The organism is Acinetobacter qingfengensis (genome assembly GCF_008693185.1).
Taxonomy (GTDB): domain Bacteria; phylum Pseudomonadota; class Gammaproteobacteria; order Pseudomonadales; family Moraxellaceae; genus Acinetobacter; species Acinetobacter qingfengensis.
The window spans coordinates 75064-99674 of sequence record NZ_VXKN01000001.1; the positions used below are offsets into that span (position 1 = coordinate 75064).

General features: G+C 39.1%; 27 protein-coding genes. 11 read left to right on the forward strand and 16 right to left on the reverse strand.

Annotated features, from left to right (window positions below; translation table 11 throughout):
• Positions 1-21: 21 nt before the first annotated feature.
• From F4V57_RS00310 to F4V57_RS00320, 3 genes are all read right to left on the reverse strand, one after another.
• Positions 22-1551 carry a DHA2 family efflux MFS transporter permease subunit gene (locus F4V57_RS00310; protein ID WP_070069114.1) on the reverse strand — a complete coding sequence of 510 codons (1530 nt, stop codon included), beginning with the start codon at positions 1549-1551 and terminating at the stop codon, positions 22-24.
• 6 nt (positions 1552-1557) lie between these two features.
• A complete protein-coding gene (locus tag F4V57_RS00315; protein WP_070069115.1) occupies positions 1558-2706 on the reverse strand; it encodes an HlyD family secretion protein in 1149 nt (382 codons plus the stop codon).
• Positions 2707-2876: 170 nt separating this feature from the next.
• Positions 2877-3368: a thioesterase family protein gene (locus tag F4V57_RS00320; RefSeq protein ID WP_070069116.1), complete on the reverse strand. Its 492-nt coding sequence runs from the start codon at positions 3366-3368 to the stop codon at positions 2877-2879.
• A gap of 214 nt (positions 3369-3582) precedes the next feature.
• Between F4V57_RS00320 and F4V57_RS00325 the strand changes: the two genes are divergently transcribed.
• On the forward strand, positions 3583-4692 hold the full coding sequence (locus F4V57_RS00325) for an NAD(P)/FAD-dependent oxidoreductase (RefSeq protein WP_070069117.1): 1110 nt from the start codon (positions 3583-3585) through the stop codon (positions 4690-4692).
• Between the two features lie 2 nt (positions 4693-4694).
• On the opposite strand, the gene F4V57_RS00330 is transcribed toward F4V57_RS00325, so the two are convergent.
• Positions 4695-5135 (reverse strand): ABZJ_00895 family protein, encoded by a 441-nt coding sequence (locus tag F4V57_RS00330; RefSeq protein ID WP_141729215.1) that lies wholly within the window; start codon positions 5133-5135, stop codon positions 4695-4697.
• 421 nt (positions 5136-5556) lie between these two features.
• Between F4V57_RS00330 and folP the strand changes: the two genes are divergently transcribed.
• Both folP and F4V57_RS00340 read left to right on the forward strand, forming a co-directional pair.
• The gene (gene folP, locus F4V57_RS00335; RefSeq protein ID WP_070069164.1) at positions 5557-6411 is read left to right on the forward strand and encodes a dihydropteroate synthase; all 855 of its coding nucleotides are present in this window, start codon (positions 5557-5559) and stop codon (positions 6409-6411) included.
• Positions 6412-6422: 11 nt separating this feature from the next.
• A complete protein-coding gene (locus tag F4V57_RS00340; RefSeq protein ID WP_070069118.1) occupies positions 6423-6734 on the forward strand; it encodes an NGG1p interacting factor NIF3 in 312 nt (103 codons plus the stop codon).
• Here the strand turns inward: F4V57_RS00340 and F4V57_RS00345 are convergent.
• Positions 6731-7528: an enoyl-CoA hydratase-related protein gene (locus F4V57_RS00345; protein WP_070069119.1), complete on the reverse strand. Its 798-nt coding sequence runs from the start codon at positions 7526-7528 to the stop codon at positions 6731-6733. The genes F4V57_RS00340 and F4V57_RS00345 overlap by 4 nt on opposite strands.
• Positions 7529-7608: 80 nt before the next feature.
• Between F4V57_RS00345 and F4V57_RS00350 the strand changes: the two genes are divergently transcribed.
• A complete protein-coding gene (locus F4V57_RS00350) occupies positions 7609-8184 on the forward strand; it encodes a nicotinate-nicotinamide nucleotide adenylyltransferase (RefSeq protein WP_070069120.1) in 576 nt (191 codons plus the stop codon).
• Positions 8185-8293: 109 nt separating this feature from the next.
• A complete protein-coding gene (locus tag F4V57_RS00355; RefSeq protein WP_070069121.1) occupies positions 8294-8920 on the forward strand; it encodes a hypothetical protein in 627 nt (208 codons plus the stop codon).
• Positions 8921-8998: 78 nt separating this feature from the next.
• Here F4V57_RS00355 and F4V57_RS00360 read toward each other — a convergent pair whose 3' ends face one another.
• From F4V57_RS00360 to dapD, 5 genes are all read right to left on the reverse strand, one after another.
• Complete coding sequence (locus F4V57_RS00360; protein WP_070069122.1) at positions 8999-9463, reverse strand: peroxiredoxin; 465 nt, start codon at positions 9461-9463, stop codon at positions 8999-9001.
• Between the two features lie 133 nt (positions 9464-9596).
• On the reverse strand, positions 9597-9971 hold the full coding sequence (locus tag F4V57_RS00365; protein ID WP_070069123.1) for a hypothetical protein: 375 nt from the start codon (positions 9969-9971) through the stop codon (positions 9597-9599).
• A 20-nt stretch (positions 9972-9991) separates the two neighbouring features.
• Positions 9992-10660 (reverse strand): 7-cyano-7-deazaguanine synthase QueC, encoded by a 669-nt coding sequence (queC, locus tag F4V57_RS00370; RefSeq protein ID WP_070069124.1) that lies wholly within the window; start codon positions 10658-10660, stop codon positions 9992-9994.
• A gap of 93 nt (positions 10661-10753) precedes the next feature.
• Positions 10754-11452 carry a 7-carboxy-7-deazaguanine synthase QueE gene (gene queE, locus F4V57_RS00375; protein WP_070069125.1) on the reverse strand — a complete coding sequence of 233 codons (699 nt, stop codon included), beginning with the start codon at positions 11450-11452 and terminating at the stop codon, positions 10754-10756.
• A 117-nt stretch (positions 11453-11569) separates the two neighbouring features.
• Entirely contained in the window at positions 11570-12391 is an 822-nt protein-coding gene (gene dapD, locus F4V57_RS00380; RefSeq protein WP_070069165.1) for a 2,3,4,5-tetrahydropyridine-2,6-dicarboxylate N-succinyltransferase, read from the reverse strand.
• 224 nt (positions 12392-12615) lie between these two features.
• Here dapD and F4V57_RS00385 point away from each other — a divergent pair, with 224 nt between their 5' ends.
• Positions 12616-13257 (forward strand): hypothetical protein, encoded by a 642-nt coding sequence (locus F4V57_RS00385; protein ID WP_070069126.1) that lies wholly within the window; start codon positions 12616-12618, stop codon positions 13255-13257.
• Positions 13258-13406: 149 nt separating this feature from the next.
• Here the strand turns inward: F4V57_RS00385 and rplI are convergent, their stop codons facing one another.
• The 6 genes from rplI to lipA form a co-directional block, all read right to left on the reverse strand.
• Complete coding sequence (gene rplI, locus F4V57_RS00390; RefSeq protein ID WP_070069127.1) at positions 13407-13853, reverse strand: 50S ribosomal protein L9; 447 nt, start codon at positions 13851-13853, stop codon at positions 13407-13409.
• 8 nt (positions 13854-13861) lie between these two features.
• Entirely contained in the window at positions 13862-14089 is a 228-nt protein-coding gene (gene rpsR, locus F4V57_RS00395; protein ID WP_070069128.1) for a 30S ribosomal protein S18, read from the reverse strand.
• Positions 14090-14100: 11 nt separating this feature from the next.
• Positions 14101-14490, reverse strand: coding sequence for a 30S ribosomal protein S6 (rpsF, locus tag F4V57_RS00400; RefSeq protein WP_070069129.1), 390 nt, complete (start codon positions 14488-14490; stop codon positions 14101-14103).
• A gap of 193 nt (positions 14491-14683) precedes the next feature.
• Positions 14684-15469: a thiazole synthase gene (locus F4V57_RS00405; protein WP_070069130.1), complete on the reverse strand. Its 786-nt coding sequence runs from the start codon at positions 15467-15469 to the stop codon at positions 14684-14686.
• Between the two features lie 256 nt (positions 15470-15725).
• The gene (locus F4V57_RS00410) at positions 15726-16781 is read right to left on the reverse strand and encodes a helix-turn-helix domain-containing protein (protein WP_227515661.1); all 1056 of its coding nucleotides are present in this window, start codon (positions 16779-16781) and stop codon (positions 15726-15728) included.
• Between the two features lie 235 nt (positions 16782-17016).
• Complete coding sequence (gene lipA / locus F4V57_RS00415; protein ID WP_081409164.1) at positions 17017-18069, reverse strand: lipoyl synthase; 1053 nt, start codon at positions 18067-18069, stop codon at positions 17017-17019.
• Positions 18070-18399: 330 nt separating this feature from the next.
• Here lipA and F4V57_RS00420 point away from each other — a divergent pair, with 330 nt between their 5' ends.
• From F4V57_RS00420 to F4V57_RS00440, 5 genes are all read left to right on the forward strand, one after another.
• A complete protein-coding gene (locus F4V57_RS00420; protein ID WP_070069132.1) occupies positions 18400-19362 on the forward strand; it encodes a thiamine pyrophosphate-dependent dehydrogenase E1 component subunit alpha in 963 nt (320 codons plus the stop codon).
• Positions 19363-19376: 14 nt separating this feature from the next.
• A complete protein-coding gene (locus F4V57_RS00425) occupies positions 19377-20396 on the forward strand; it encodes an alpha-ketoacid dehydrogenase subunit beta (protein ID WP_070069133.1) in 1020 nt (339 codons plus the stop codon).
• A 1-nt stretch (position 20397) separates the two neighbouring features.
• Positions 20398-21939, forward strand: coding sequence for a 2-oxo acid dehydrogenase subunit E2 (locus tag F4V57_RS00430; RefSeq protein WP_070069134.1), 1542 nt, complete (start codon positions 20398-20400; stop codon positions 21937-21939).
• 10 nt (positions 21940-21949) lie between these two features.
• On the forward strand, positions 21950-23350 hold the full coding sequence (gene lpdA / locus F4V57_RS00435; protein ID WP_070069135.1) for a dihydrolipoyl dehydrogenase: 1401 nt from the start codon (positions 21950-21952) through the stop codon (positions 23348-23350).
• A 141-nt stretch (positions 23351-23491) separates the two neighbouring features.
• Entirely contained in the window at positions 23492-24550 is a 1059-nt protein-coding gene (locus F4V57_RS00440; protein ID WP_070069136.1) for a 2,3-butanediol dehydrogenase, read from the forward strand.
• The last annotated feature ends 61 nt before the right edge of the window (positions 24551-24611 follow it).

Sequence of the window (24611 nt, forward strand, 5' to 3'; positions counted from 1 at the left end):
AATCAGCATAAAAGATGTACCTTAATGAGAGGCGCCTTCCGGAAGCTTGACGTTTTTAGGTTTGGGTGCCAGCCAGACCAGAAATCCGGCCAGTAAGAATAAAAATACAAAGATTAAAAAGACATGATCTGCTGCAACAGTTACAGCTTCTTTGGTTACAATATCATTGATTACACCAAGTGCCGTTTCCTGATTGAAGCCTTGCTGTATCAGGTTATTCAGCGTCAATTCAGGGTTGAGTCTGGATACAATTTCACTATGAGCAAGAATTGCGTGATCATCCCAGATAGTGACTGCAACAGAAGCCCCGATTGCACCAGCCATGGTTCTTAAAAAACTCATTAATCCTGCTGCAGAAGCAATTTCCTGTGGTAAGACAGAAGCTAGTGCAAGGTTGGATAATGGAATAAAGAACATGGGTACACCAAAACCTTGTAAAAATTGAGGTAGAGCAACAACCCAGAAGTCAGCTTCATTGGTCCAGAAAGCTCGCATTAATGTGACTGCACCTAACCAAATTAGACCAAAAAAGGCAATTTTACGTGGATCGTATTTTGCAGACCATTTTGCAACAATTGGCGACATGAGAATCGAACCAAATCCCATGGTTGCTGTGACATAACCTGCCCATGATGCGGTATAGCTTAAATTACTTTGTAACCATTGTGGAATGATAACAATACAACCAAAAAATGCAGCAAACCCAAATGCCAGTGCAAATACTGCACTACTAAAGCCAATGTGCCTGAAAATTCTTAGATCAACGACTGGATTTTCTTCGGTTAGTTCCCAGATGCAGAAAGTAATAAATCCGACAATTGCAAATCCGGCAAGACCACAAATCAAATTGCTATTAAACCAATCGTGTTCATGCCCCAAGTCAAGCATGAGCTGCAAAGCACCGATCCACAGAATAAGTAGCGTTAAACCAATGACATCAATTTGTAGTTTTGCAATTTGTGTTTCTGCAACGCGTAAGAAATGCCAAATACCAGCAGCACAAAGTAAGCCAATCGGTAAGTTGATAAAGAAAATCCAGTGCCATGACCAGTTATCACTAATGGTTCCACCAAGAATAGGTCCCAGAATTGGGCCAATAACAGTGGTTAAGGACCATATTGCCATAGCTTTTGGATGTTGATCTTGTGGAAAAATCCGCATCAATAAGGTTTGGCTTAGTGGCATAATCGGGCCACCAAAGAATCCCTGACCAATCCGGCAAATGACCAGCATTGCAAGGCTATTGGATAATCCACAAAGCACTGAGAATGTAGTAAAACCAATTAAACAGATAATAAATGTGCGTACAGCACCAAAGCGACCTGCTAACCAGCCTGTCAATGGAACACAAATGGCTTCTGCAACTGCATAGGAGGTAATAATCCATGTTCCCTGAGAACTTGAAACCGCCAGTCCGCCGGAGATATGTGTCAGGGAAACATTGGCAATGGTCATGTCCAACACAACCATAAAATTTGCCAGTGCAAGAAATAGTGCAGCGATTAAGAGACGGCCACCCTGAAGCTCGGTTGGATAAATTTGTGTTTTCATGCGTATTTATCGGGAAGCAAGATCAATGGTTGCTGTCATGGATAAACCTACACGTAGTGGATGCTCACTTAATTCTTTTGGATCAAGCTGAATCCGTACTGGTAAACGCTGTACCACCTTGATCCAGTTTCCTGTTGCATTCTGCGCTGGAATTAATGCAAAAGCAGCACCTGTTCCACCAGAAAAACCAACAACCTTACCATGATAGACCACATCGGAACCATAATAATCCGATGTGAGTTTGACACTTTGCCCCACTCGTACATTGGCAAGCTGGCTTTCTTTGAAGTTTGCATCTACATAAAGCTGTTGAATCGGTACAATTTTCATGATTACGTTGCCGGCAGCCAGACGTTGTCCTACCTGAACATTGCGCTGTGCAACAATACCATCAATTGGCGCACGAATAATGGTACGTTCCAGATCCAGTTTGGCCTGTTCAACACTGGCTTTCGCTACTAGAACATCTGGCGTATCATTTTCTGTACTTCCCTGAATAAGCGCATTACTGGCATCAAAATTACTTTGTGCAGCTTTGCGACTAGATTGGGTCTGTGCCAGATTAGCTTTGGCAACATCAAGTGCTGCTTTAGCTGTATTGGCTGCAGCTTGCGCTGATGTCAAATCCTCTTTGGAAACGCCACCAATATTCACCAATTGCTGGCGGCGATTTAAATCGTCTAGCGCTTTATTATAATCCGCCTGAGCTTTATTAACTTCGGCTTTAGCACTTGCAATCGCATCTGCACTCACAAAAACCTGTGAATCCAAAGCATTGCTATTTGCTTTACTTTGTTTAAATTGACGTTGTGCTTTGGCCAATTGCGCTTCAGCCTGCGCTAGTGCAATTTTTGCATCACGATCATCAAGTTGAACTAAAATGTCACCCTGATGAATTTGCTGTGTATCTCGAACAAATACTTGTCGAACTTGTGCATTGACCATGGACGTGATGGCTGCTGAGTCTGCACCAACATAAGCATTGTCTGTATCAACGTCATTACTGCTCCACCATAGCCATCCTGCATAAATAAGCGCAATGATGATCAGGATGATGGCAAAAATTTTAAAAGTCTTTTTGCGTTTTTGCTGTAATGTCAGGGATTCTCCGGATGTTGATTGCACATCTGGGCTTTGTTGTTGAGCATCGCTCATAGGGATTATCCTAAGATTTTAGAAGGTCAAAAAAGATAGGGGACGAAAATGTACCGACTAGTACACATTAGGATAACGTGAAATTCATTCAAAAAAAAGTATTCTTATACTTCAGTATTTATCGAAAATTCGCATAAAAAGATAATAATCTGAATATTTTTAAATCATATTTAGTATGCGTAAGATGCTATCCCTGTAGCAATCAGTTGATTTTGATCATTATGTAAATGCATGCGCATTAAACAACTTTTATTACCCAGACGTAAAGCTTCTGCCTGGGCAATAAAATATTGCCCACGGCCCGGAGCAATATAATCAATACGAATATCCAGTGTTGCTAAACGAGTGACTTTTTCAATTGCCACTTCAAATTGATCAGGATTGGCCAATTCATAAATTTTAGCCATTGCTACAATTCCGCCAATACTATCCAGAATGCTTGCTGTGACGCCGCCATGCAGAATAGAAAAAGCTACATTGCCCATTAAATGGGATTGCATGTTAAAGATAGCTTCAATTTCCTGTTGAGCACTGATTCGCATATATAATTGATTATGCGATAAAAAAGGAGATTGATTAAATGCATCGCAGAGCTTCTGTAATAAGATATTCTTCTGTCCAAAATCAGATGGCATTACATTATCTGTCCATTGTTTTTGCATTTCTTCTTCCTACTTTTCATGCTTAACTTCGCTTGCCTGATCATGCTAAAGGCGTAGAATAGCTTAGCACTGAATTAGATTATCCGGGAATGTGGTGACGCATCGGTTCAATAATCTATTGATCAGGAAAGTTATGGTTTTTATTGGGGATATAAATTTGGACTAAACCTGATGTGGTATAGGTTCGGATTTCATCAAATCATCAGGACAAAGTATGTCTTCTTCATCCGAAAAGATAATTATTATTGGTGCGGGCGTTGTAGGTCTAAGCACTGCTGTAGAATTGCTGCAACATGGTTATATGGTTGAAATCTTTGATCAACAACAAGCGGCAAAAGCTGCATCATGGGCAGGTGGTGGTATTTTATCACCAATGTATCCATGGAAATATCATTCAGCAATTAATCAGTTGGCTAAATTTGGCAAGCAAAGTTATTTGGCACTCAATGAAAAATTACAGCCAATAACCGGAATTGATTTTGAAATTGAACAAGGTGGTATGCTGATTTTTGATCATGATCAGTTTGATCTTGGACTTAATTATGCACAACATTTTCATGAACCTGAGCAGCAAGCATATTTAGTTCATCGCCATGAAATTCAAAAAATTAATTCTCAAGTGAATACTGAAATTGATGCGGCAGTTTATTTTCCCCAGTTATCCAACATTCGAAATCCACGATTAACTCAGTCTTTGCTAACATATGTACTGCAACATCCTCATGCAAGATTACATACCCATACACCCATTCAAAAAATTAGTATTGCGGCAGCTAGAGTTAATGCCATCTATGATACTTCAGGCAATCGTTATCGGGCGGACCAATATGTTATTGCAACGGGCGCATGGACTGCACAATTAATGGCACAATTTAATGTGCATCTGGATATTCAACCTGTACATGGGCAAATGGTATTGTATAAAACACCGCCAAAATGGCTTCCAACCATGTGTATGAACAATACTATGTATTTGATTCCACGCAGAGACGGGCACATTGTTTGCGGCTCTAGTACTAATCATTTTGGCTTTCATCAGGAATTGCATGAGGAAATTAGCCAGAATATTATTCAGTCAGCTTTATCTCTAGTGCCGGAACTATCAAAATTTCCAGTTGTAAAACAATGGGCTGGATTGCGTCCTGGGTCACCAACAGGTGTACCAAAAATCTGTAAGATCCCTCAATGTGAGAATGCATGGTGTAATGCAGGACATTACCGAAATGGCTTGGTTATGGCACCTGCTTCAGCGCGATTATTACGTGAACAGATGCAAGGCTTGGCAACATGGGTTGATGCCAGCCCCTATCAGTGGGCCGGTTAAACTTAGCGTTGTTGTTCAAGCATCCGTGCTGCTGGCTTTCCTAAAAACCAGTAGCCTAATCCTACTAATAATGCATTAACACAAAGAAATAGGCCGATCAGGAAAATCACAAAAGTCTGATTATGTAATGCCAGCCATAAACTACTAAAATCTGGTGTAAGTGTTTTTTGTGTCAGCATTAAGCCTATATATCCGGCAACAATACTATAACACCAGAAGATAGTAGCGCAGCCTGTACTCAACTGCATCCGCTGTTTCTTGTCTGGGAGCCTGTGATAATGCTTTAGAAAGCGATTTGTCATTAAATAAAAGGCAATCACATAGGGCATTAAAATTAACATGCTAAAAAATTGCGGCAAGAAAGCCCCAATGATGCCTAAAAGTACAGTAAGAACAATCAGCCAGAGTAGAAAATAGCAATAACTCGAAAAAAGGTTAGACATTTTTTTCATAAAAGTACGTTTAAAACATCATCATAGCTGAAAAAAGTAAAAAAATTCAAAAATAATGTCAACCAATATTGTCAGTATGACGTTAATAAGGGTAAGACTTGCAATCATCCATGCAAAAAGTTGATGTGTCGTGTAGGCATCCATGAGCATCAATTCATAAACGAGGTATTAGGCACAATCATAAATCGTTTATGTGAGATGATACTTCGGTTGGGTCTTATTATCGCTTCATGTAATAATGGCATCTTACATGAAGCGAAGAATTTATATATGGTCAGTTCAAGCCTCGCATCTTAACTGGCCTTTTTCTTTGCCTGTTTTTGCTGAGTTTTTACAAGCATTCGTATTTTAAAGATAAAATTTCGGTAAAATGACTGTGATATTAAAATATTTTCAACAGGAAATTTCAACCGTGCAACTGATGTCTTTACCCAAAAAAATATTACAGTGTGGTCAATTACAACTAGATTTATCTCAACCACAAATTATGGGAATTTTAAATGTTACGCCTGATTCTTTTAGTGATGGTGGATTATATTATTCGCAGGATCAGGCGGTTGCTCATGCTCGTCAGATGATTAAGGATGGCGCTACAATCATTGATATTGGTGGTGAATCAACGCGTCCAAATGCAACCACTGTTTCTGTTGATGATGAATTAAAACGAGTGATTCCCGTTGTAGAAAAATTGGCTCAGGAGCAGGTGGTTATCTCTATTGATACCAGTCAGCCGGAAGTTATTCGTGCAGCGGTGGCTGCGGGGGCACACCTCTGGAATGATGTTCGTGCACTTACTCGTCCCAATGCTCTGGAGACTGCAGCAAAACTAGATGTTCCAGTAATTTTAATGCATATACGTGGTGAACCATCAACCATGAATCAATTGGCAAAGTATGAGCATGTGACATTTGAAGTGATGCAGGAATTACAGCAACGTATTGATCAGGCATTACAGGCAGGTGTTCGGGCTGAGAATATTATTCTGGATCCAGGTTTTGGATTTGCAAAAAATACTGCACAAAACTTGAAGTTACTTCAGGAATTCTGGCAATTACATGCATTGGGTTACCCCATATTATCCGCACTCTCCAGAAAACGTTTTATTGGTGCAGTACTTGAGCAGCCTGAAGCTGGCGAACGGATGATCGGCAGTGTTGCTGCACATTTAATATCAATTCAACAAGGTGCATGTATGGTACGTGTACATGATGTCAAAGCCACTGCGCAAGCTATTAAAATATGGCAAGCCATGCAACATGCGGAATGAGGGGAGTCTAGATGTTAAAGCTCATTTATTTTGTACCCGACACTCATCTTGAAAGTACCAAACATGCAATATTTTCCGCTGGTGCTGGTGGGATGGGTGATTATCAATGTTGTGCGTGGCAAGTAAAAGGGACTGGACAATTTCGACCTATGGAAAATGCACAACCCTTTATCGGAAAATCACAGGTATTACAATATGTTGAAGAATGGCGAGTCGAAACTATTGTTCCAGAGCAATTGGCAAAATCAGTCAAACAGGCGCTTCTAGATAGTCATCCTTATGAAGAACCTGCTTTTGAATTTGTGCAGTTGATTGAGATCTAGGAAAACTGTGAAAAATCTGCTTTTCTTTTTTCCTTGAAAGCTGACAAAGCTTCGCGCATTTCTGGAGATTTAACCCGCTGCATAAAAATTTTTGCTTCATGATCAATCCAGTCAACAATTTCATTAAGATTGGCTTTCATTAATGCCTTGCTTTGCTTTAGTGAGGCCAAGGGTAATTGTGCCAGTGTTTTTGCTGTGTGTTGTGCTTGTTGATAAGGATCATCACAAATTTGTGTAATTAATCTGGCTTGATAGGCAGTGTGAACATCAAATTTTCTGGCAGTCATCAGTAAATCGGCTGCAAGTAAATACCCAGCTTGTTGTTGTAGTAATTTGCTTGAGCAACCTTCAGGAGATAATCCCAAACTTACAAAAGGAATTTGAAACAAACAACTTTCATCTGCATAGACAAAATCTGCATGTAATAAAATCGTGACACCAATACCAATTGCAACACCTTTAACAGCAATAATCAGTGGTTTGGAAAATTTTGCTGTGGATTTGAGTAATAGAAAAGGCGGACTATCCTGTGCAGCTTGGGTGCTGTGGTGTAAATTTTTTGCAAAATCCTGCATATCATTTCCCGCAGTAAAATCTTGTTGTGCCCCTCTTAGAATGACGCTACGTACTATTGGGCTAGCATCTGCTTGATACAATGCTTGTTCAAGTGCAAGATAAAGTTCGCTATAAATGGCATTTTTCGCTTCCGGTCGGTCAATATAGAGTGTGAGTACACCATGACTTAATTCAGCTTTTAAATGTTGAATATTTTGATTTAGACAATCCAGTGACATTACAATATCCTTGTGGTGTTTATTTCTTTTGTTTTAACAAAGTCACAGGAAACTGTACAGTTCACGTTTTGAGTCATTTTATGCTTGCTGAAAAAAAACAATTTGATGATCTGGTATTTATTGGTCGCTTTCAACCTTTTCATATTGCACATCGGGAAGTGATTGACATTGCTTTATCCATCAGTCAATCAGTCGTGCTGGTTTTGGGTTCGGCTCAGGATGAACGCACCATTAAAAATCCCTTTACTGTGGCAGAACGGCAGCGCATGATTTTATCCGGATTTTCTAAGCAAGATGCCAAACGTCTAAAATTTGTGCCTATTATTGATTTATATAATGATGAAAAATGGGTTAACGCTGTGACTAATGGCGTAAACATGGTCGTTGCTAAAACAAATAAAGTAGGTTTGATTGGTCATTTCAAGGATGATAGTTCTTATTATTTAAAATTATTTCCACAATGGCCTTTGGTAGAATTACCTAATTTAAAAAATGCACTATCCGCAACACCTTTACGTGAAAAATACTATCGTGGTGAAATTGATCAACAAAAGTTTACCCCGGAAGTGCAGTTATTCCTACAGGAGTTTCAGCATACCCAGATATATCAGCAATTACGGCAGCATTTTCAACATCAGGATGAATCCGTCATATAAAGTCATTCGCTTAAATTTTGTATAAGTCAAATAAAATTAAATGATACTGAAAATGATTGATTTGACCCTGCAAAATAAAAACGATCAAAAACACAGGATAGAATGAAAAATGAAAAAATATTTGATTTTACTTTTATGCTTTATCGGACAATCTGGTTGGGCAAAAGTACCAACCGATAATCAGGTTATTCATTGGTTAAGTAATAAAAATGAAATAGTTGCTGATCATGTTTCACCAGATTCAGCACATATTTTAAATACCCAAACGATTCGGTTGCAATCCGGCGAAACCGCTTATTTGTCTGAGGTTGAATATGACAATGCAGGGCGTAATTTTACCAAGGGTTATATCTTAACACGGCCAAAATTACACGAGTCCCGTCATCTTAAAGATTATGCGGGACAACTCACTGAGATTAAAGTTTTAAGTCATGCCAGAACAGCAACGCTTGTACAACTCGGTGGGGCAGGCTCTGGTCAGGGTACCATCACGCAGGGAATCTCTATTGTTAGCTTTGATGGCTGGCAAGTGAAACAACATTTTGATGCAGTTACTCTATACGACGATAGTGGTTATGATGAAAATCACTGTACCAGCCAAAAGGGAAGTGTCAAATTTGAGGAAAAGAATGCTCGAGTTGTTTATAGCTTAACGACACAAACTGCAAAAGATTGTAATCGTCCTGAAACTTTTAAAAGTGAAACAGAGGAAACAGCACAACACATTGATTGGTAATGATTAAAGAATATTGGTAAATACAAGACTGAATTTGATGTTCATTCAGTTTTGTATTTATTTTGGCATACTTGGTATTCAAGCATGTTGTAGTTGTTGAATTTCCTTTAAAATTAATTCAGCATGGCCGGCTGCTTTAACTTTTCTAAAAGTTTTAAGCAACTTCCCTTGATGAAAAATAAAAGTCGAGCGTTCGATTCCCATTACTTTTTTGCCATACATATTTTTTTCTTTAATCACAGCAAAATGTTGACATAACTGTTCATTTGGATCACTGATTAAAGTAAAGTTTAGATTTTGTTTTTCGATAAAACGTTCGTGACTTTTAAGTGAATCACGAGATACACCAACAATTTGAGTCTTCAGTTGTGTGAATTGTGCTTGATATTGGCTAAACTCATTGGCTTGTGTCGTGCAGCCCGGTGTAGAATCTTTGGGATAGAAATATAAAACTAACCATTCATGATTTAATTTCGCAAGATTAATTTGCCCCTGACTGCTTTCAAGCAACAAATCAGGAAGATTAATATTTTCGTCTGACATAGGATTATCCTTTTTTATTCGATTACATTGCACCATTGATCATAACAGTGTACAAAAATTATTGGTTTAAAAACTAGTGTTAAAAAAACCTGAAGAGGTGTGCTTCAGGTTTTTTCTCTGATCGAAATCAATATTATTTTTGAGCAGCAGCTTGAGCAGCACTTTGTAATTTAGAGATCAATTGTGGCCCTAAACAGGTTTCAAAAGTCTTTTTATTTTGCTGAACAAAAGCCAGTGTGCTTGGATCTTTTTTCTGGTTCTGTAAGCTAATGATTTCCCATTTTTGAGATTCTGTTACACGGCCCTCAGCTTCAACCTGACATTTACAGAATTTATCTGCATCTGCGCTTGCAAGCTTACCTTGAGTCGTTGCAGCTTCTTTACAATTACTGATTAATGTTGATTTAACATTAGTACTTTTGCTTGGATCTTGTGGTGCAGCAAAAAGTACAGAGGAAGATAAGCTGGCAGTGATTAAAAGTGCAGTTGATAAAATTTTAGCTTTCATAAATAGTCCTAAAAAATTGTTTAGTTGATATAACGTGTTGGATCAGCCACGCCTGCTTCAATAAACCCTTGATGACGTAGGCGGCAACTATCACATTTTCCACAGGCATAACCTTGATCATCTGCCTGATAACACGATACAGTTTGAGCATAGTCTAAACCATGTTCGAGGCCGAGACGTATAATATTCCCTTTGGATAAATGTAACAGAGGTGTTTCAATTTTTACAGGATGTCCTTCCACACCAGCTTTTGTTGCAAGATTCGCCATTTTTGTAAACGCATCAATATATTCAGGACGACAATCAGGATAACCTGAATAATCAACAGCATTAACACCAATAACAATTGCCTGAGCTTCTTTAACTTCAGCTAGTGCCAAAGCATAGGATAAGAATATAGTATTTCTGGCAGGAACATAGGTAATCGGAATACCTTCTTGTGCATGATCAGGGACTTCTAGATTATGATCCGTTAATGCTGAACCACCAATATTACCTAAATCAATATTGATAATACGATGTTCAAGCGCATATTTTTTTGCCAGATTTTGTGCAGCTTTTAATTCACTGGTCGAACGTTGACCGTACATAAAACTGATTGCATAACAATCGTAATGTGCAGAAGCCCAAGCCAAACAGGTACTTGAGTCTAAACCACCAGACAATAAAACTACGGCTCTAGGGCGCATTTAACTATCCTAAACAAAAATAAAAACGCCATTATTCTAGCATAGGACAAGCTTGAGGCTGCGTAATTGTGGTGATTTTTACCTGTAATAAATCTAGCGTCCTTTTTCGTCTTGCCAGAGAAGTTTATGTAACTGTAATTGAAATTTGACTGGTAAATGGTCTTCTAAAATCCATTGTGCCAATTGACGTGCGAAAGTTGGAAGCTTTACATCGCCGGTAATCGCAAATGCAGGAGAAAACCAGACTGTAGATACTTTACTTGCTAGTTCATGCTCTGCTAAAAAAGCTTTTGACCATTCATAATCTTCAAGAGAACCGATCACAAATTTAATCTGGTCATGTGATGTTAGATAAGCATAATTTCTAATCAAATTACGGTGTTGCTCTGCACTGGAGGGTGTTTTAACATCCACAATACGACTGACTCGAGTATCTACTCTGGAAATATCAAGTGCACCACTGGTTTCAAGCGATACATGATATCCAGCGTCACATAAGCTTTGAAGCAATACCAGACAATTGGGTTGAGCTAAAGGTTCACCACCAGTAACGCAGACATACTTGGCTTGATAGTTGGCAATTTCATCATGAATATGCTCTAAACTGGTACGGTAGCCACCTTCAAAGGAATAGGTTGTATCACAATATTGACAGCGCAAAGGGCATCCTGTTAACCGAACAAAAACTGTTGGGTGACCTGCTTCATTTGCTTCGCCTTGAAGAGAATAAAAAATCTCGGTCAGCCTTAAGCCGGCAGCAGGATCGGTAACAGGAATAGATTGAGTACGCATAGAAATGTCGAACAACTGAGATGGGAGTAGAGAAAATGAAGGCAGATATTCTACCTGAAAATTAAAAGAAAAACCCCCTGAAAATTTCAGAGGGCTTATTTTATTCTTTAGATCTGATTATTCAGCACGAAGTAAATCATTCAGACTTGTTTTACTGCGAGTTTGTGCATCAACTTTTTTTACAATAATGGCAGCATATAGACTATATTTACCATCTTTAGATGGTAGGCTACCAGGTACAACAACGGAACCTGCTGGTACACGACCATAATGGATTTCACCGGTTTCACGATCATAGATACGGGTAGACTGACCGATGTAAACACCCATTGAAATCACAGAACCTTCTTCAATGATTACACCTTCAACAATTTCAGAACGTGCACCGATAAAACAATTATCCTCAATAATTGTAGGGCCAGCTTGTAATGGTTCTAGAACACCACCAATTCCGACACCGCCTGACAAATGAACATTTTTACCAATTTGTGCACATGATCCAACGGTCGCCCATGTATCAACCATCGTGCCTTCATCAACATAAGCACCAATGTTCACATAAGATGGCATCAATACTGCATTTTTAGCAATAAAACTACCTTTACGTGCAACAGCAGGAGGTACAACACGAATGCCAGCTTGCTGAAATTGTTCAGTTGTCCAACCGTTAAATTTGGTATCAACTTTATCGAAGAATTGTAAGTCACCAGATTGGATTGGTTGATTATCATTTAATTTGAATGATAATAAAACAGCTTTTTTAAGCCATTGGTTAACGATCCATTCTCCATTTTGTTTTTCAGCAACACGAAGGGATCCGTTATCTAAACCTGCTAAAGCCTGATTAACTGCATCACGGATATCCTGAGGGCAGTTTGTACTGGAAAGTTGTGCACGATTTTCAAAAGCTTGTTCAATAGTCTGTGCCAATTGAGTCATCATTAATGTCCGTAAATTCAAAATGCTAATCATTGTAACCGAAGTTATAAAATACGCCTAGCGTTGGATTTTTTAATAAATTATTGCAAAAACATCATGGTTGTAACAAATTGTGTAAAAAAATAACAAAGGAAAACAAAAAACCTGTCACATTTTGTAAGGGTTTATATTAAGATTTGCTCAATTCAAACGAAAATAGTTTGTTTTTTTGGAGGAGTCAAATAATGAAAATACTTAAATTAGTCGCTATGGCCGCACTTGCAGGTTCTGCAACATTTGCAATGGCGGATGAAAAAGTAATCACTGATGAAGGTGTTGCAACTTTCTCAACATTTAAACCAGCGCAAGTACGTGCAGAAGTAGGTACAACTGGTTATGGTGGTGCGTTCTCTTGGAATGTAAATCCTAAAACTGCTGTAACTGTAGGTTATAATGGCGGAGATATTTCTTGGTCACCAGATGTTAAAGTCAATGGCAAAGAATATGATACAGATTTAGATAACAGTAAAAATGCTTATATCAACGTAGAATACCGTCCTTGGGCAAATTGGTTCTATGTTGCTGGTGGTGTAGGTTATCTTGATCAAAAATCTTCTCTAACTAAAACTGAAAATGGTGTAGCAGAAGCATATAACTATCGTTACGATAACGTTATTGCTCCATATGTTGGTTTAGGTGTATCTCCATCAATTACTAGCCGATTTGGTGTTTTTGGTGAAATTGGTACTTATTATGCTGGTAATCCAGATGCTAGCTTTGCTGCAAATGATACTAAGAATGATACAGAGCAACTACGTAAACTGAACGATGCAAGTAAATATGCATGGTTACCAGTGGCTAAAGTTGGTTTAAGCTATCGTTTCTAATCTAAACTAGTTTTAGATTAAAAAATGGGTTGTTTCGGCAGCTCATTTTTTTTGTCTAAACTTTAACAAAATGATGTAATTTTAAAGTCAATAAAAAAGCATGTGTTTCCACATGCTTTTTGTCTTAAACAATTTATTTTTACAATAAATTATTCAGAAACGATTGTTACAAGAACTTCAGCAGCAAGATCGTGGTGTAATTGAACAGCAATGTTAAATTCACCAGTATGGCGAAGGGCACCGTTTGGAAGGCGAACTTCAGCACGATCAACATTCAGACCAGCATTAGTTAATGCATCAGCGATGTCGCGAGTACCAATAGAACCAAATAGTTTACCTTCATCACCAGCTTTTGCAGTGATTACGATATTTACTTCGTTCAATTGATCTGCACGTGCTTGAGCAGCAGCCAATACTTCAGCTTCTTGTTTTTCAAGTTCTGCACGGCGAGCTTCAAATGCAGCAGTGTTTGCTTCAGTTGCAGCTACAGCTTTACCTTGTGGAATTAGGAAGTTACGACCATAACCAGCTTTAACTGATACTTTGTCACCTAATTTACCTAGGTTTTTAATGCGTTGTAAAAGAATAACGTCCACAGCTCACCTCACTTATGGTTGTCAGTGTAAGGAATCAAAGCCAAATAGCGAGCTTGTTTGATCGCAAGAGCCAATTGACGTTGATAACGCGCACGAGTACCAGTGATACGGCTAGGAACAATTTTGCCGTTTTCAGTGATGTACTGTTTTAAAGTGTCGATATCTTTGTAGTCGATGTATGCAACGTTCTCAGCTGTGAAGCGGCAGAACTTGCGACGACGGTAAAAACGTGCCATATATGTTCTCCTTACCCTTCAGCAGATTCTTGAGTAGCTTGTTGTGCTTCTTCACGTTGAGCTTTACGCGCACGTTTTTCTTCAGCACTCTTAGCCAATAAAGATTCTTCAGTAATCGCATTGTCACGACGGATGATAAGGTTACGAATAATTGCATCGTTATAACGGAATAATTCTTCTAACTCATCAAGCGTAGTTTGACCACATTCAACATTCATTAAAATGTAGTGTGCTTTATGAATTTTATTGATTGGATAAGCCAATTGACGACGGCCCCAATCTTCAAGACGGTGAATTTGACCACCAGCTTCTTTGATTTGTGCGATATAGCGTTCAACCATACCTACAACTTGGTCGCTTTGGTCTGGATGTACCAAAAGCACGATTTCGTAGTGACGCATGTCAGCTCCTTACGGTTTAAACAGCCCCTAACAGTGTTAGAAGCAAGGAGTCATAACCGATTAAAGTTATGTCGCATTAAGCGAAGGCAAGATTTTAATGACTTTAAGCACGAAATACAAGCTACATATCAGTATTTCGTTGAATTTAAGAGATGCTTGTGGTTTTAAAATCAAATTTGTTTGTTGATTTTGATTATTTGAAGAAATAACCAGTTTCAGGTGAGCTAGCGTTAGCCATACGTTTGCGTGGCATACGTCCCGCTAGATATGCTTCACGTCCTGCTTCAATGGCTTTTCTCATGGCTGAAGCCATCAGTATTGGATGTTGTGCAGCAGCAATAGCAGTATTCATTAAAACACCATCACAACCCAGTTCCATCGCAATCGCAGCATCACTGGCAGTACCAACACCGGCGTCCACTAAAACAGGTACTTTGGCATTTTCTTTAATGATTGAAATGGTATGTGGATTTAGAATCCCTAACCCTGAACCAATTAAACTTCCCAAAGGCATAATCGCAACACAACCCATGGCTTCCAGTTCTTGTGCAACAATAGGGTCATCTGAAGTATAAACCATGACCTCAAACCCATCTTCAATTAATATTTGTGCTGCTTTTAGTGTTTCGGTGATGTTTGGGTAAAGTGTTTTTTCATCACCCAGTACTTCAAGTTTGACCAGATTATGTCCATCAAGCAGTTCACGTGCCAGCATACAGGTGCGAATAGCATTTTGTGCATCAAAGCAACCAGCTGTATTGGGTAAAATTGTGTATTTTTCCGGTGGAAGGACAGATAACAAATTAGGCTGGTCGGGATGTTGGCCAATGTTAACCCGGCGAATCGCCACAGTAACAATTTCTGTGCCACTGGCTTGAATTGCCAGATCTGTTTCCTGTAAATCCTTATATTTTCCTGTGCCCACTAAAAGGCGTGATTGAAATGTACGTGAACCGATAATCAAGGGTTGGTCTTGCATGGGGGAACTCCAGTAATCACCATGAACAATAAATGAAACGACAAAATTTACAGATCTGAGAAATCATATTAAAATATATTATATAATAATGATGGCTTACAGCGTATTTCAGTGATCTGCGGTAATTTTTCTCAATAAATTGAGTTGAGTGTGCGTCACTTTGCCAGAATATATCTGACAAAGATACGGCTTGCTTGGTTTTAGGTAAATGTCTTAAATAGACATTTGAAATAGAAATATTGTGTTCGATCAAAAGCTATTCAACAAGTTGCTGGAATTTTTGTCTAATTTGATGGTTTTCTGGAAGTAGTTCCAGTAAACGTTCTACTGCATCTGTACGTTCTGGAATGCGGCTAATAATTTTAAGGAGTTGGTCTGTATCACGTAAACGAAAAATCAGTTGACTGAGTCGCGCATCAAAGCAGTCGCGCCATGCAGCAAGTAAAGGACTTTCAGTTTTTGGTAAAAAACTACCTTTATATAAAGCCAATACACTGGCATCAAAATGTAGATCGATTGCCTGTTCTGCCATAAGGAAATCACACTGAATTTCGCAATCTAGACGATAGGGACGGGAATGAATTTTATTATTTAATAGTTGTCGTAATTGCGAAAGTTCTGCTTTTAATGTGCTAATAGATACCTGACGATCACCATACAATGCATAATGTAATTCATCAAGATGAACACCATTAGGATGTAAAATCAGAATACATAAAATTTCAAGTTGCCGATGAGTGAGGGTGAGTTTTTTTTGATTAAATTGAATCTGTGGTGATCCAAATGCCTGAATATAAAGGACATCGTTTTGTTCAAATTGTATGGCACGTTGTACCATTTCTGCACAGCGTTCAATTGCCAGTATACCTAGACTGGTATGTTTGTGGGATTTAGTGGATAGGTTGATAATGCCATGAAAGTGGGTGGTGGTGTAATCCAGAATAGGTGCAGCATAGCAAACCCAATCGCGAACACTATTCATTTCATTTTCATGTGAATATACACAACTGCTATGCATTGTATCAAGTGCCAAGCCAAGAGCATTATTACCGACCGCCTGTGTTGACCACAATCCGCCTTCTATAAAATGTACTTGTTCTGCTGAAGAAAGCATTGAACGACTACAATTGGTCCAGAGCAGTGTACCGTGATGATTACTAATACCGATAGCCATACCTGAATCATTGGCAATGGCAATGAGATCTTTGTAGCAATGCTGCATGGCACGTCCTAACAGTGCATGATTCCATTCATAATCCAGATTAAGAATAGGTGCAGCTTGCGTTGTAACAGTAGCATCATTCTCCAACATATCTACAATTGTATTTAAATTCCGGTATTGAGGTAAAGTGTGTTGTATATCCATATACTTATCCTTTTACTGAACGATTTGTCAGTATCCTTTAAACTTCAATCGTTTTGGGCACCTGAAAAATGCAGCAAAGTTAATTGTCAGATTAATCCATAATCTGCCATATTCATCGTTTAAATATGACGACAATGATGTCATTTCGCAATGACATTTTATGATAAATTGTACAAAAATTTTACACCACCACATCTTGTCGTGAAAATGGTTTTGGAACCGGTTCACCTCTAAATTGTTGATCTGCATGATAACTTGATCTTACCATTGGGGCGCTCCAAATATTATAAAATTGTAAACGCTGACCGTGTTGATCATAACGTTCAAATTCCTGCAGAGAAACAAATCGATGGATCGGTGCATGTGATTTTGAGGGTTGTAGATATTGTCCAATCGTAATTAAATCAACATCATGATCTTTTAAATCGTTGAGTAAAGCGATGACTTCAGCCTCGATTTCACCCAAACCAACCATGAGTCCACATTTGGTCATAATGTCGGGGCACTTTGTCTTAAAAGCCTGTAATAGCTGTAGTGAATGTTGGTAGTCTGATCCTGGTCGTAAGGCTTTATATAGTCGTGGAACTGTTTCAATATTATGGTTAAAGATATCAGGTGGTGTAGCTGCCAGAATATCCAGTGCTATTTTTAATCGACCACGAAAATCAGGAACTAAAATTTCAATCAGGGTATCTGGGCTACGTTGACGAATGGCTCGAATACACTGTGCAAAATGTGTTGCGCCACCATCTTTTAAATCATCCCGGTCTACTGAGGTGATTACCACATAATTTAAATGCAGGTTGGCAACAGTTTCTGCGAGATGCATGGGTTCATCAGGATCTAATGGCTTGGGACGACCATGTGCAACATCACAAAAAGGACATCTGCGAGTGCAGATATCTCCCATAATCATAAAGGTTGCAGTTCCACTACCAAAGCATTGGGGGAGGTTGGGGCATGCAGCTTCTTCGCATACGGTATGTAACCGTTGTTGTCTTAATAAATCCTTGATGCGTTTGATTTCATCAGGATGGCTAATTTTACTACGAATCCATTCCGGTTTTTCTGGGATAGTAGTGGTTGGAATGATTTTAACCGGAATTCTTGCCAGTTTATCTGTGCCACGTAATTTTTCACCAATAGCAGGTTTTGTTGCAGTTTTGGTAAGATCTGCTTGTATGGTATTAGGCGAATGAAGTTGAGGAATAAAATCTTGAACAATCTGATTCATTTTAAATATCCTTATTTAAAAACAAAACCAATAAAATAGTATGAATGTATGCCAGAAATATAAAACAATGATTAAAAATAATGAGTGTATAAAACAAAGGTTGGTTAAAGGTTTGTTATGATAAGTATTTGATGATTAATAAAAAATTACAATATTTATTATGGGTTTAAATTGGTGTTTTTAAAGAAAAATTGTTCAAAAATAGTAAATATTTTTTTTAGTCTAATATTCAAATTACACAGAATGATTTTATATGTAGTTGTGCTTTTGATGAATTATACAAAAAGCATTTGGAATGTTTGATAGGCACTGAAAATAAAGGATATACCTATGCAACTAACGGAAGAGCAATTGCTCGCTGCATACAAACGTATGCGTGACATTCGAGAATTTGAAGATCGACTACATGAAGAAAACACTATGGGAGATATCCCGGGATTTATCCATCTATACAGTGGGGAAGAAGCTGTTGCTGTGGGTATTTGCGAAAATTTAACTGATAAAGATTATATCACATCAACTCACCGTGGACATGGTCACTGTATTGCAAAAGGTTGCGATATTCATGGCATGATGCTGGAAATCTTTGGTAAAGATGCGGGTCTATGCCGGGGTAAGGGCGGGTCTATGCATATTGCCGATCTGGATAAGGGTATGTTAGGTGCCAATGGTATTGTGGGAGGTGGACCTCCTCTGGCAATTGGAGCAGCCTTAACAGCAAAAACTCTAAAAACAGGTGGTGTTGGCTTATCGTTTACTGGCGACGGTGGTTCGAACCAAGGGTTAACCTTTGAAGCGATGAATATGGCTGTGGTACTCAAACTTCCGGTTATTTTTGTCTTTGAAAATAATGGATTTGGCGAAGGTACTGCACATGATTATGCTGTTGGTAGTAAAGATATTGCAGGTCGTGCAGCAGGCTTTGGCTTGCCTGCCGAAAAAGTTGATGGTACAGATTTCTTTGCAGTATATGAAGTGGCTCAAAAAGCCATTGAACGCGCAAGACGTGGAGAAGGGCCAAGTGTCATAGAAACAATCACCAACCGTTTTTATGGACACTTTGAAGGTGATCCGGGTTTGATTCGTTCCAAAGAAGAACTTGAATATGTAAAAGAACATCGTGATCCGTTGAAAATCTTCCGTCAAAAAGTGAAAGGGCAAATTGATGAAGCCAAGCTTGATGCGATTGATGCCGAATCGAAAGCTAATGTAGATGATGCTGTTGCAAAAGCCCGAGCTGCGCAGTACCCGGAAGTTTCCCAATTATTAACAGATGTTTATGTATCTTACTAAAGGAATAGTACAGAATGCCAAATAAAAGCTATCGAAATGCCATTAAGGAAGCGATTGAACTGGAAATGCGCCGTGACCCATCCATTGTGGTTATGGGTGAGGATGTTCGGGGTGGACATGGTGGTAAAAATACTGATGAAAATAAACTTGAAGGCTTTGGTGGCGTACTTGGCGTTACCAAAGGATTATGGACAGAGTTTGGTTCAGAACGAGTAATTGATACTCCAATTACCGAATCTGCACTAGTGGGTATGGCAGCAGGTGCTTCTGCAACTGGATTACGTCCTGTAGTGGATTTAATGTTTATGGACTTTTATGGCGTATGTCATGACATGCTCTATAATCAGGCAGCAAAATTCCGCTATATGTTTGGTGGTAAAGCCAAAGCACCGATGGTTGTACGTGGCATGATTGGTGCTGGATTCTCTGCTGCTGCCCAGCATTCACAGTCACCATATAATGTTTTTACAGCAGTGCCGGGTTTGAAGGTTGTCGTACCATCTAGTCCGTATGATGTTAAAGGATTACTGATTCAAGCAATTCGTGATGATGATCCAGTGGTGTTCTGTGAGCATAAAATGCTTTATGACATCAAGGGTGAAGCGCCGGATGAAGCCTATACCATTCCGTTTGGTGTGGCAAATTATACCCGTGAAGGTACAGACGTGACCATTATTGCACTTAGTCTGATGGTTCATAAAGCCAATGAAGTTGCAGATAAACTGGCCAAAGAAGGTATTTCAGTGGAAGTTGTTGATCCACGTACTATTTCTCCACTGGATGAGGAAGGTATTCTTGAATCTGTAGCTTCAACTGGACGTGTGGTGATTGTTGATGAGTCTGCTGCACGTTGTGGATTTGGTCACGATGTTGCAGCATTAATTGCCCAAAAAGGATTTCATTATTTAAAAGCACCAATTGAGTTAGTCACACCTCCGCATACACCAATTCCATTTTCACCTGTGTTGGAAAAAGAATGGATTCCGAGTGTAGAACGTATTGAGCAAGCTGTACGGAAAACATTGGAGGCTTAGGATGAGCGAAATTAAAACACTGGAAATCCCAAAATGGGGATTGTCTATGGAAGAAGGCACAGTTGCCAACTGGTTAATTCAGGAAGGAGACAGTTTTAGTAAAGGGCAGGAAATCTGTGAAATTGAAACCACTAAAATTGTAAATGTACTTGAAGCGCCATTTGATGGAACTTTGCGTAAAATCCTCGCCAAAGAGGGTGAAACTTTACCCGTTGGTGGCTTAATTGGCGTATGTGCTGATGCAGGGGTGACAGAAGATGAGATTTTGGCATTTATTCAGTCACATGCATCTACAGAAAATGAGTCAGCGTCTACTTCAGTAGCAAAAATGCCAGAAAATGAAGCTGTGAAAACCACAGTCACACAGCCATCCTTACAAGAAGCTACACCAAAAGCAACAATACAGACACCATCCGTATCTCAAAATGGTTATCAAATTCCGGCATCATTGCTGGGTTATGATGTAGCACATGGTTTATTTGTTACGCCACATGCAAATAAGCTGGCAGAAAAACACAATGTGAATCTGCAAAAAATTCAAGGTACGGGGCGTGAAGGGCGAATCAGTATTGATGATATTCAAAATACTGTAATTGCTCAAGGTGGTCGTTGGCCGAATGTCAAAAACACGGTATCGCATCAATTTAAAGGTTCAACACAAGATGATAGTCAGGTTGCAGCGACGCCGCTAGCAAGACGTTTGGCCAAAGAAAAAGGCATTAATTTACATGACTGTCGTGCTTCGGGCTCACGTGGACGAGTATGTAGAGAAGATGTGGAGGCTACTTACGCCAAATTACATCCACAATCATCACAAGCTGAATCTAACAATCCTACTTGTCAAATTGTGCAACAAACCCCAAAAGTGATCAGCATGAATGCTATGCGTCGTGCCATTGCTTCACGTTTACAGGCAGCAAAACGCAATGCACCACATTTTCGCTTGACCGTTGATTTAAATGTTGAATCATTGCAGGCTTTGCGTAAACAAATTAATGATACGGTACCTCAGGTTAAGTTATCTATTAACGATATGCTGATTAAGGCTGCCGCTGCAGCATTAATAAAAGTTCCAGAAGTTAATGTACAATTTGATGAAGAAAATCAGCAAATTCTACAATTTCCAACGGCTGACGTTGCTGTAGCAGTGGCAATTGATGGTGGTTTGATTACACCGATTGTTAAAGCAGCCAATCAAAAATCTCTGGCAGAAATCTCCAGCGATATGCGTGATTTATCGACACGGGCCAAAACAGGTAAGTTGCAACCAGATGAATTTCAAGGTGGCAGTTTTAGTATTTCCAATTTGGGAATGCTTGGAATCAAACATTTTGATGCCATCATTAATCCACCCCAAGGGGCCATCATGGCCTTAGGCGCTGCCGAAAAACGGGCTGTAGTGGAGAAAGATCAAGTGGTGATTCGGGAAATTGTAACAGCAACATTATCTTGTGATCATCGTGTTATTGATGGTGCAGTAGGTGCAAAATTTTTGGCAAGTTTTAAGCAATTTGTTGAAAACCCTGCATTAATTTTGGTTTAGGAGACTCGGTATGTCTGACACACAATTTGATGTCATTGTGATTGGTGCAGGACCGGGTGGATATGTGGCTGCTATTCGTGCAGCCCAACTTGGACTGAGAACGGCGATTGTTGAATCCACGCATCTGGGTGGAATTTGCTTAAACTGGGGCTGTATTCCAACGAAAGCACTATTAAGTGGCGCTGCTTTTGCACAACAGCTAAAACATGCTTCCCAATTTGGTTTCCAGCTTGCTGATGTACAATTTGATTTTAATCAACTGGTAAAACATAGTCGACAGGTATCTGCACAACTGGTACAAGGAATTGAACATTTACTGAAAAAGAATCAGATTACTTTATTTAATGCTAAAGCAAAATTTATTGCTAAGGAACGTCTACAACTGACGGATGAAAAAGGTAAAGTTTCAGAAATTTCGGCGCCACACATTATTGTGGCAACAGGCGCCAAAGCAGCTACTTTGCCGCAATTACAGATTGATGGTACACATATCTGGAGTTATAAAGAAGCACTTGTCCCGCAAGAACTTCCTAAATCTTTATTGGTGATTGGTTCTGGTGCCATTGGTAGTGAATTTGCAAGTTTGTATCATGATCTGGGTTCACAAGTCACTTTGGTCGATATTGCCAAGCAAATTCTTCCGACAGAAGATCACGAAGTCGCACAATATGTTCAAAAACAATTTGAACAAAATGGCATTCAGGTTTTGACTCAAACATCGATCAACTCTGCGCAAGTTGATGGTCAGCAGGTACGTTGTGAGATTGAAACAGCAAGTGGTATCACTGAGCAAACATTTGACAAAGTACTTTGTGCGATTGGTGTTAAACCAAATTCATCTGGGCTGGGACTGGAAGATTTAGGTATTGAATTTGAGCGCGGTTTCATTAAAACTGATCAATGGTGTAAAACCAATGTGGTTGGAATCTATGCGATAGGTGATGTTGCAGGTGCACCATGCCTTGCACATAAAGCAAGTCATGAAGCGATTTTATGTGTGGAAAAAATTGCAGGCATTGCTGATGTACATGCACTTGATCGAACACAAATTCCAGCATGTATTTTTACCCATCCACAAGTGGCAAGTATTGGCTTAACTGAACAACAAGCGAAAAACCAAGGTTATCAGGTCAATATTGGGAAATTTCCATTACAGGCTAATGGTAAAGCGATTGCTTTGGCAGAAACTGCAGGGTTTGTCAAAACTGTTATAGATGCGCAGACTGGTGAACTACTGGGAGCACATATGGTTGGTCATGAAGTAACTGAGCAAATTCAAGGTTTTGCCATCGCAAAAACTTTGGAAGCAACTGATGATAGTCTGGCCAATGTGATTTTTCCACACCCAACTTTATCTGAAGCAATGCATGAGTCAATATTAGCCAGTATGCAACGTGCGATTCATATTTAACCTTTAAGGTTGAAATGATTTAGGTTTATATTCTTGATATCTACCTAAAGAATCGTAAGTTGAAGTAAATACAAAATCACCCAAGGCTATGAAGATTTGTCTAGTAGAAATATTCATAGCCGATTTATACAGGACAGAATAATGAAAGCTGCACGTTTTTATGATAAAGGTGACATACGTATAGAAGATATTCCGGAACCGGAAGTTGCTCCTGGTACAGTTGGGATTAAAGTCGCATGGTGTGGAATTTGTGGTACAGATTTGCACGAATTTATGGATGGACCAATTTTTATTCCACCTTGTGGTCATCCACATCCAATCTCAGGTGAATCTGCACCAGTAACAATGGGACATGAATTTTCGGGTGTAGTATATGCTGTTGGTGAAGGTGTAGATGATATTGAAATTGGCCAGCATGTTGTTGTTGAACCGTATATCATTGCTGATGATGTACCTACAGGCCCAGGCGATAATTATCATCTTTCTAAAAATATGAACTTTATTGGTTTGGGGGGACGTGGTGGTGGCCTTTCCGAAAAAATTGCTGTAAAACGTCGCTGGGTGCACCCAATTTCAAATAAAGTTCCTCTAGATCAAGCAGCATTAATTGAGCCACTTTCTGTAGGGCATCATGCTTATGTTCGTAGTGGTGCAAAAGCAGGTGATGTTGCTTTGGTAGGTGGTGCTGGGCCAATCGGTTTATTGTTATCTGCTATTTTAAAAGCCAAAGGCTTAACTGTGATTATCACAGAATTAAGCAGAAAACGTAAAGAAAAAGCTTTAGAAGCTGGTGTTGCAGATTATATTCTTGATCCTTCTCAGGTTGATGTTACTGCTGAAGTCATGAAAATTACCAATGATCAAGGTGCAGACGTTGCATTTGAATGTACAAGTGTGAATAAAGTTTTAGATACATTGGTATCTGCTACAAGGCCAACGGGTGTAATTGTTATCGTATCAATTTGGAGTCATCCAGCAACAGTCAATATCCATAGTGTGGTAATGAAAGAGTTGGATATTCGTGGCACCATTGCCTATGTCAATGATCATCAGGAAACGATTAAACTGGTCGAACAAGGTAAAATTAACCTTGATGCATTCATTACACAGCGTATTCAGTTGGATGATTTAATCTCTCAAGGATTTGAAAGATTAATCCACAATAATGAATCAGCAGTAAAAATTCTGGTTCACCCATAAATTAATGTTCAAAACACACTGGATTAATTGAAAAATTCAGTGTGTTGTTAGGGAGTTGTAC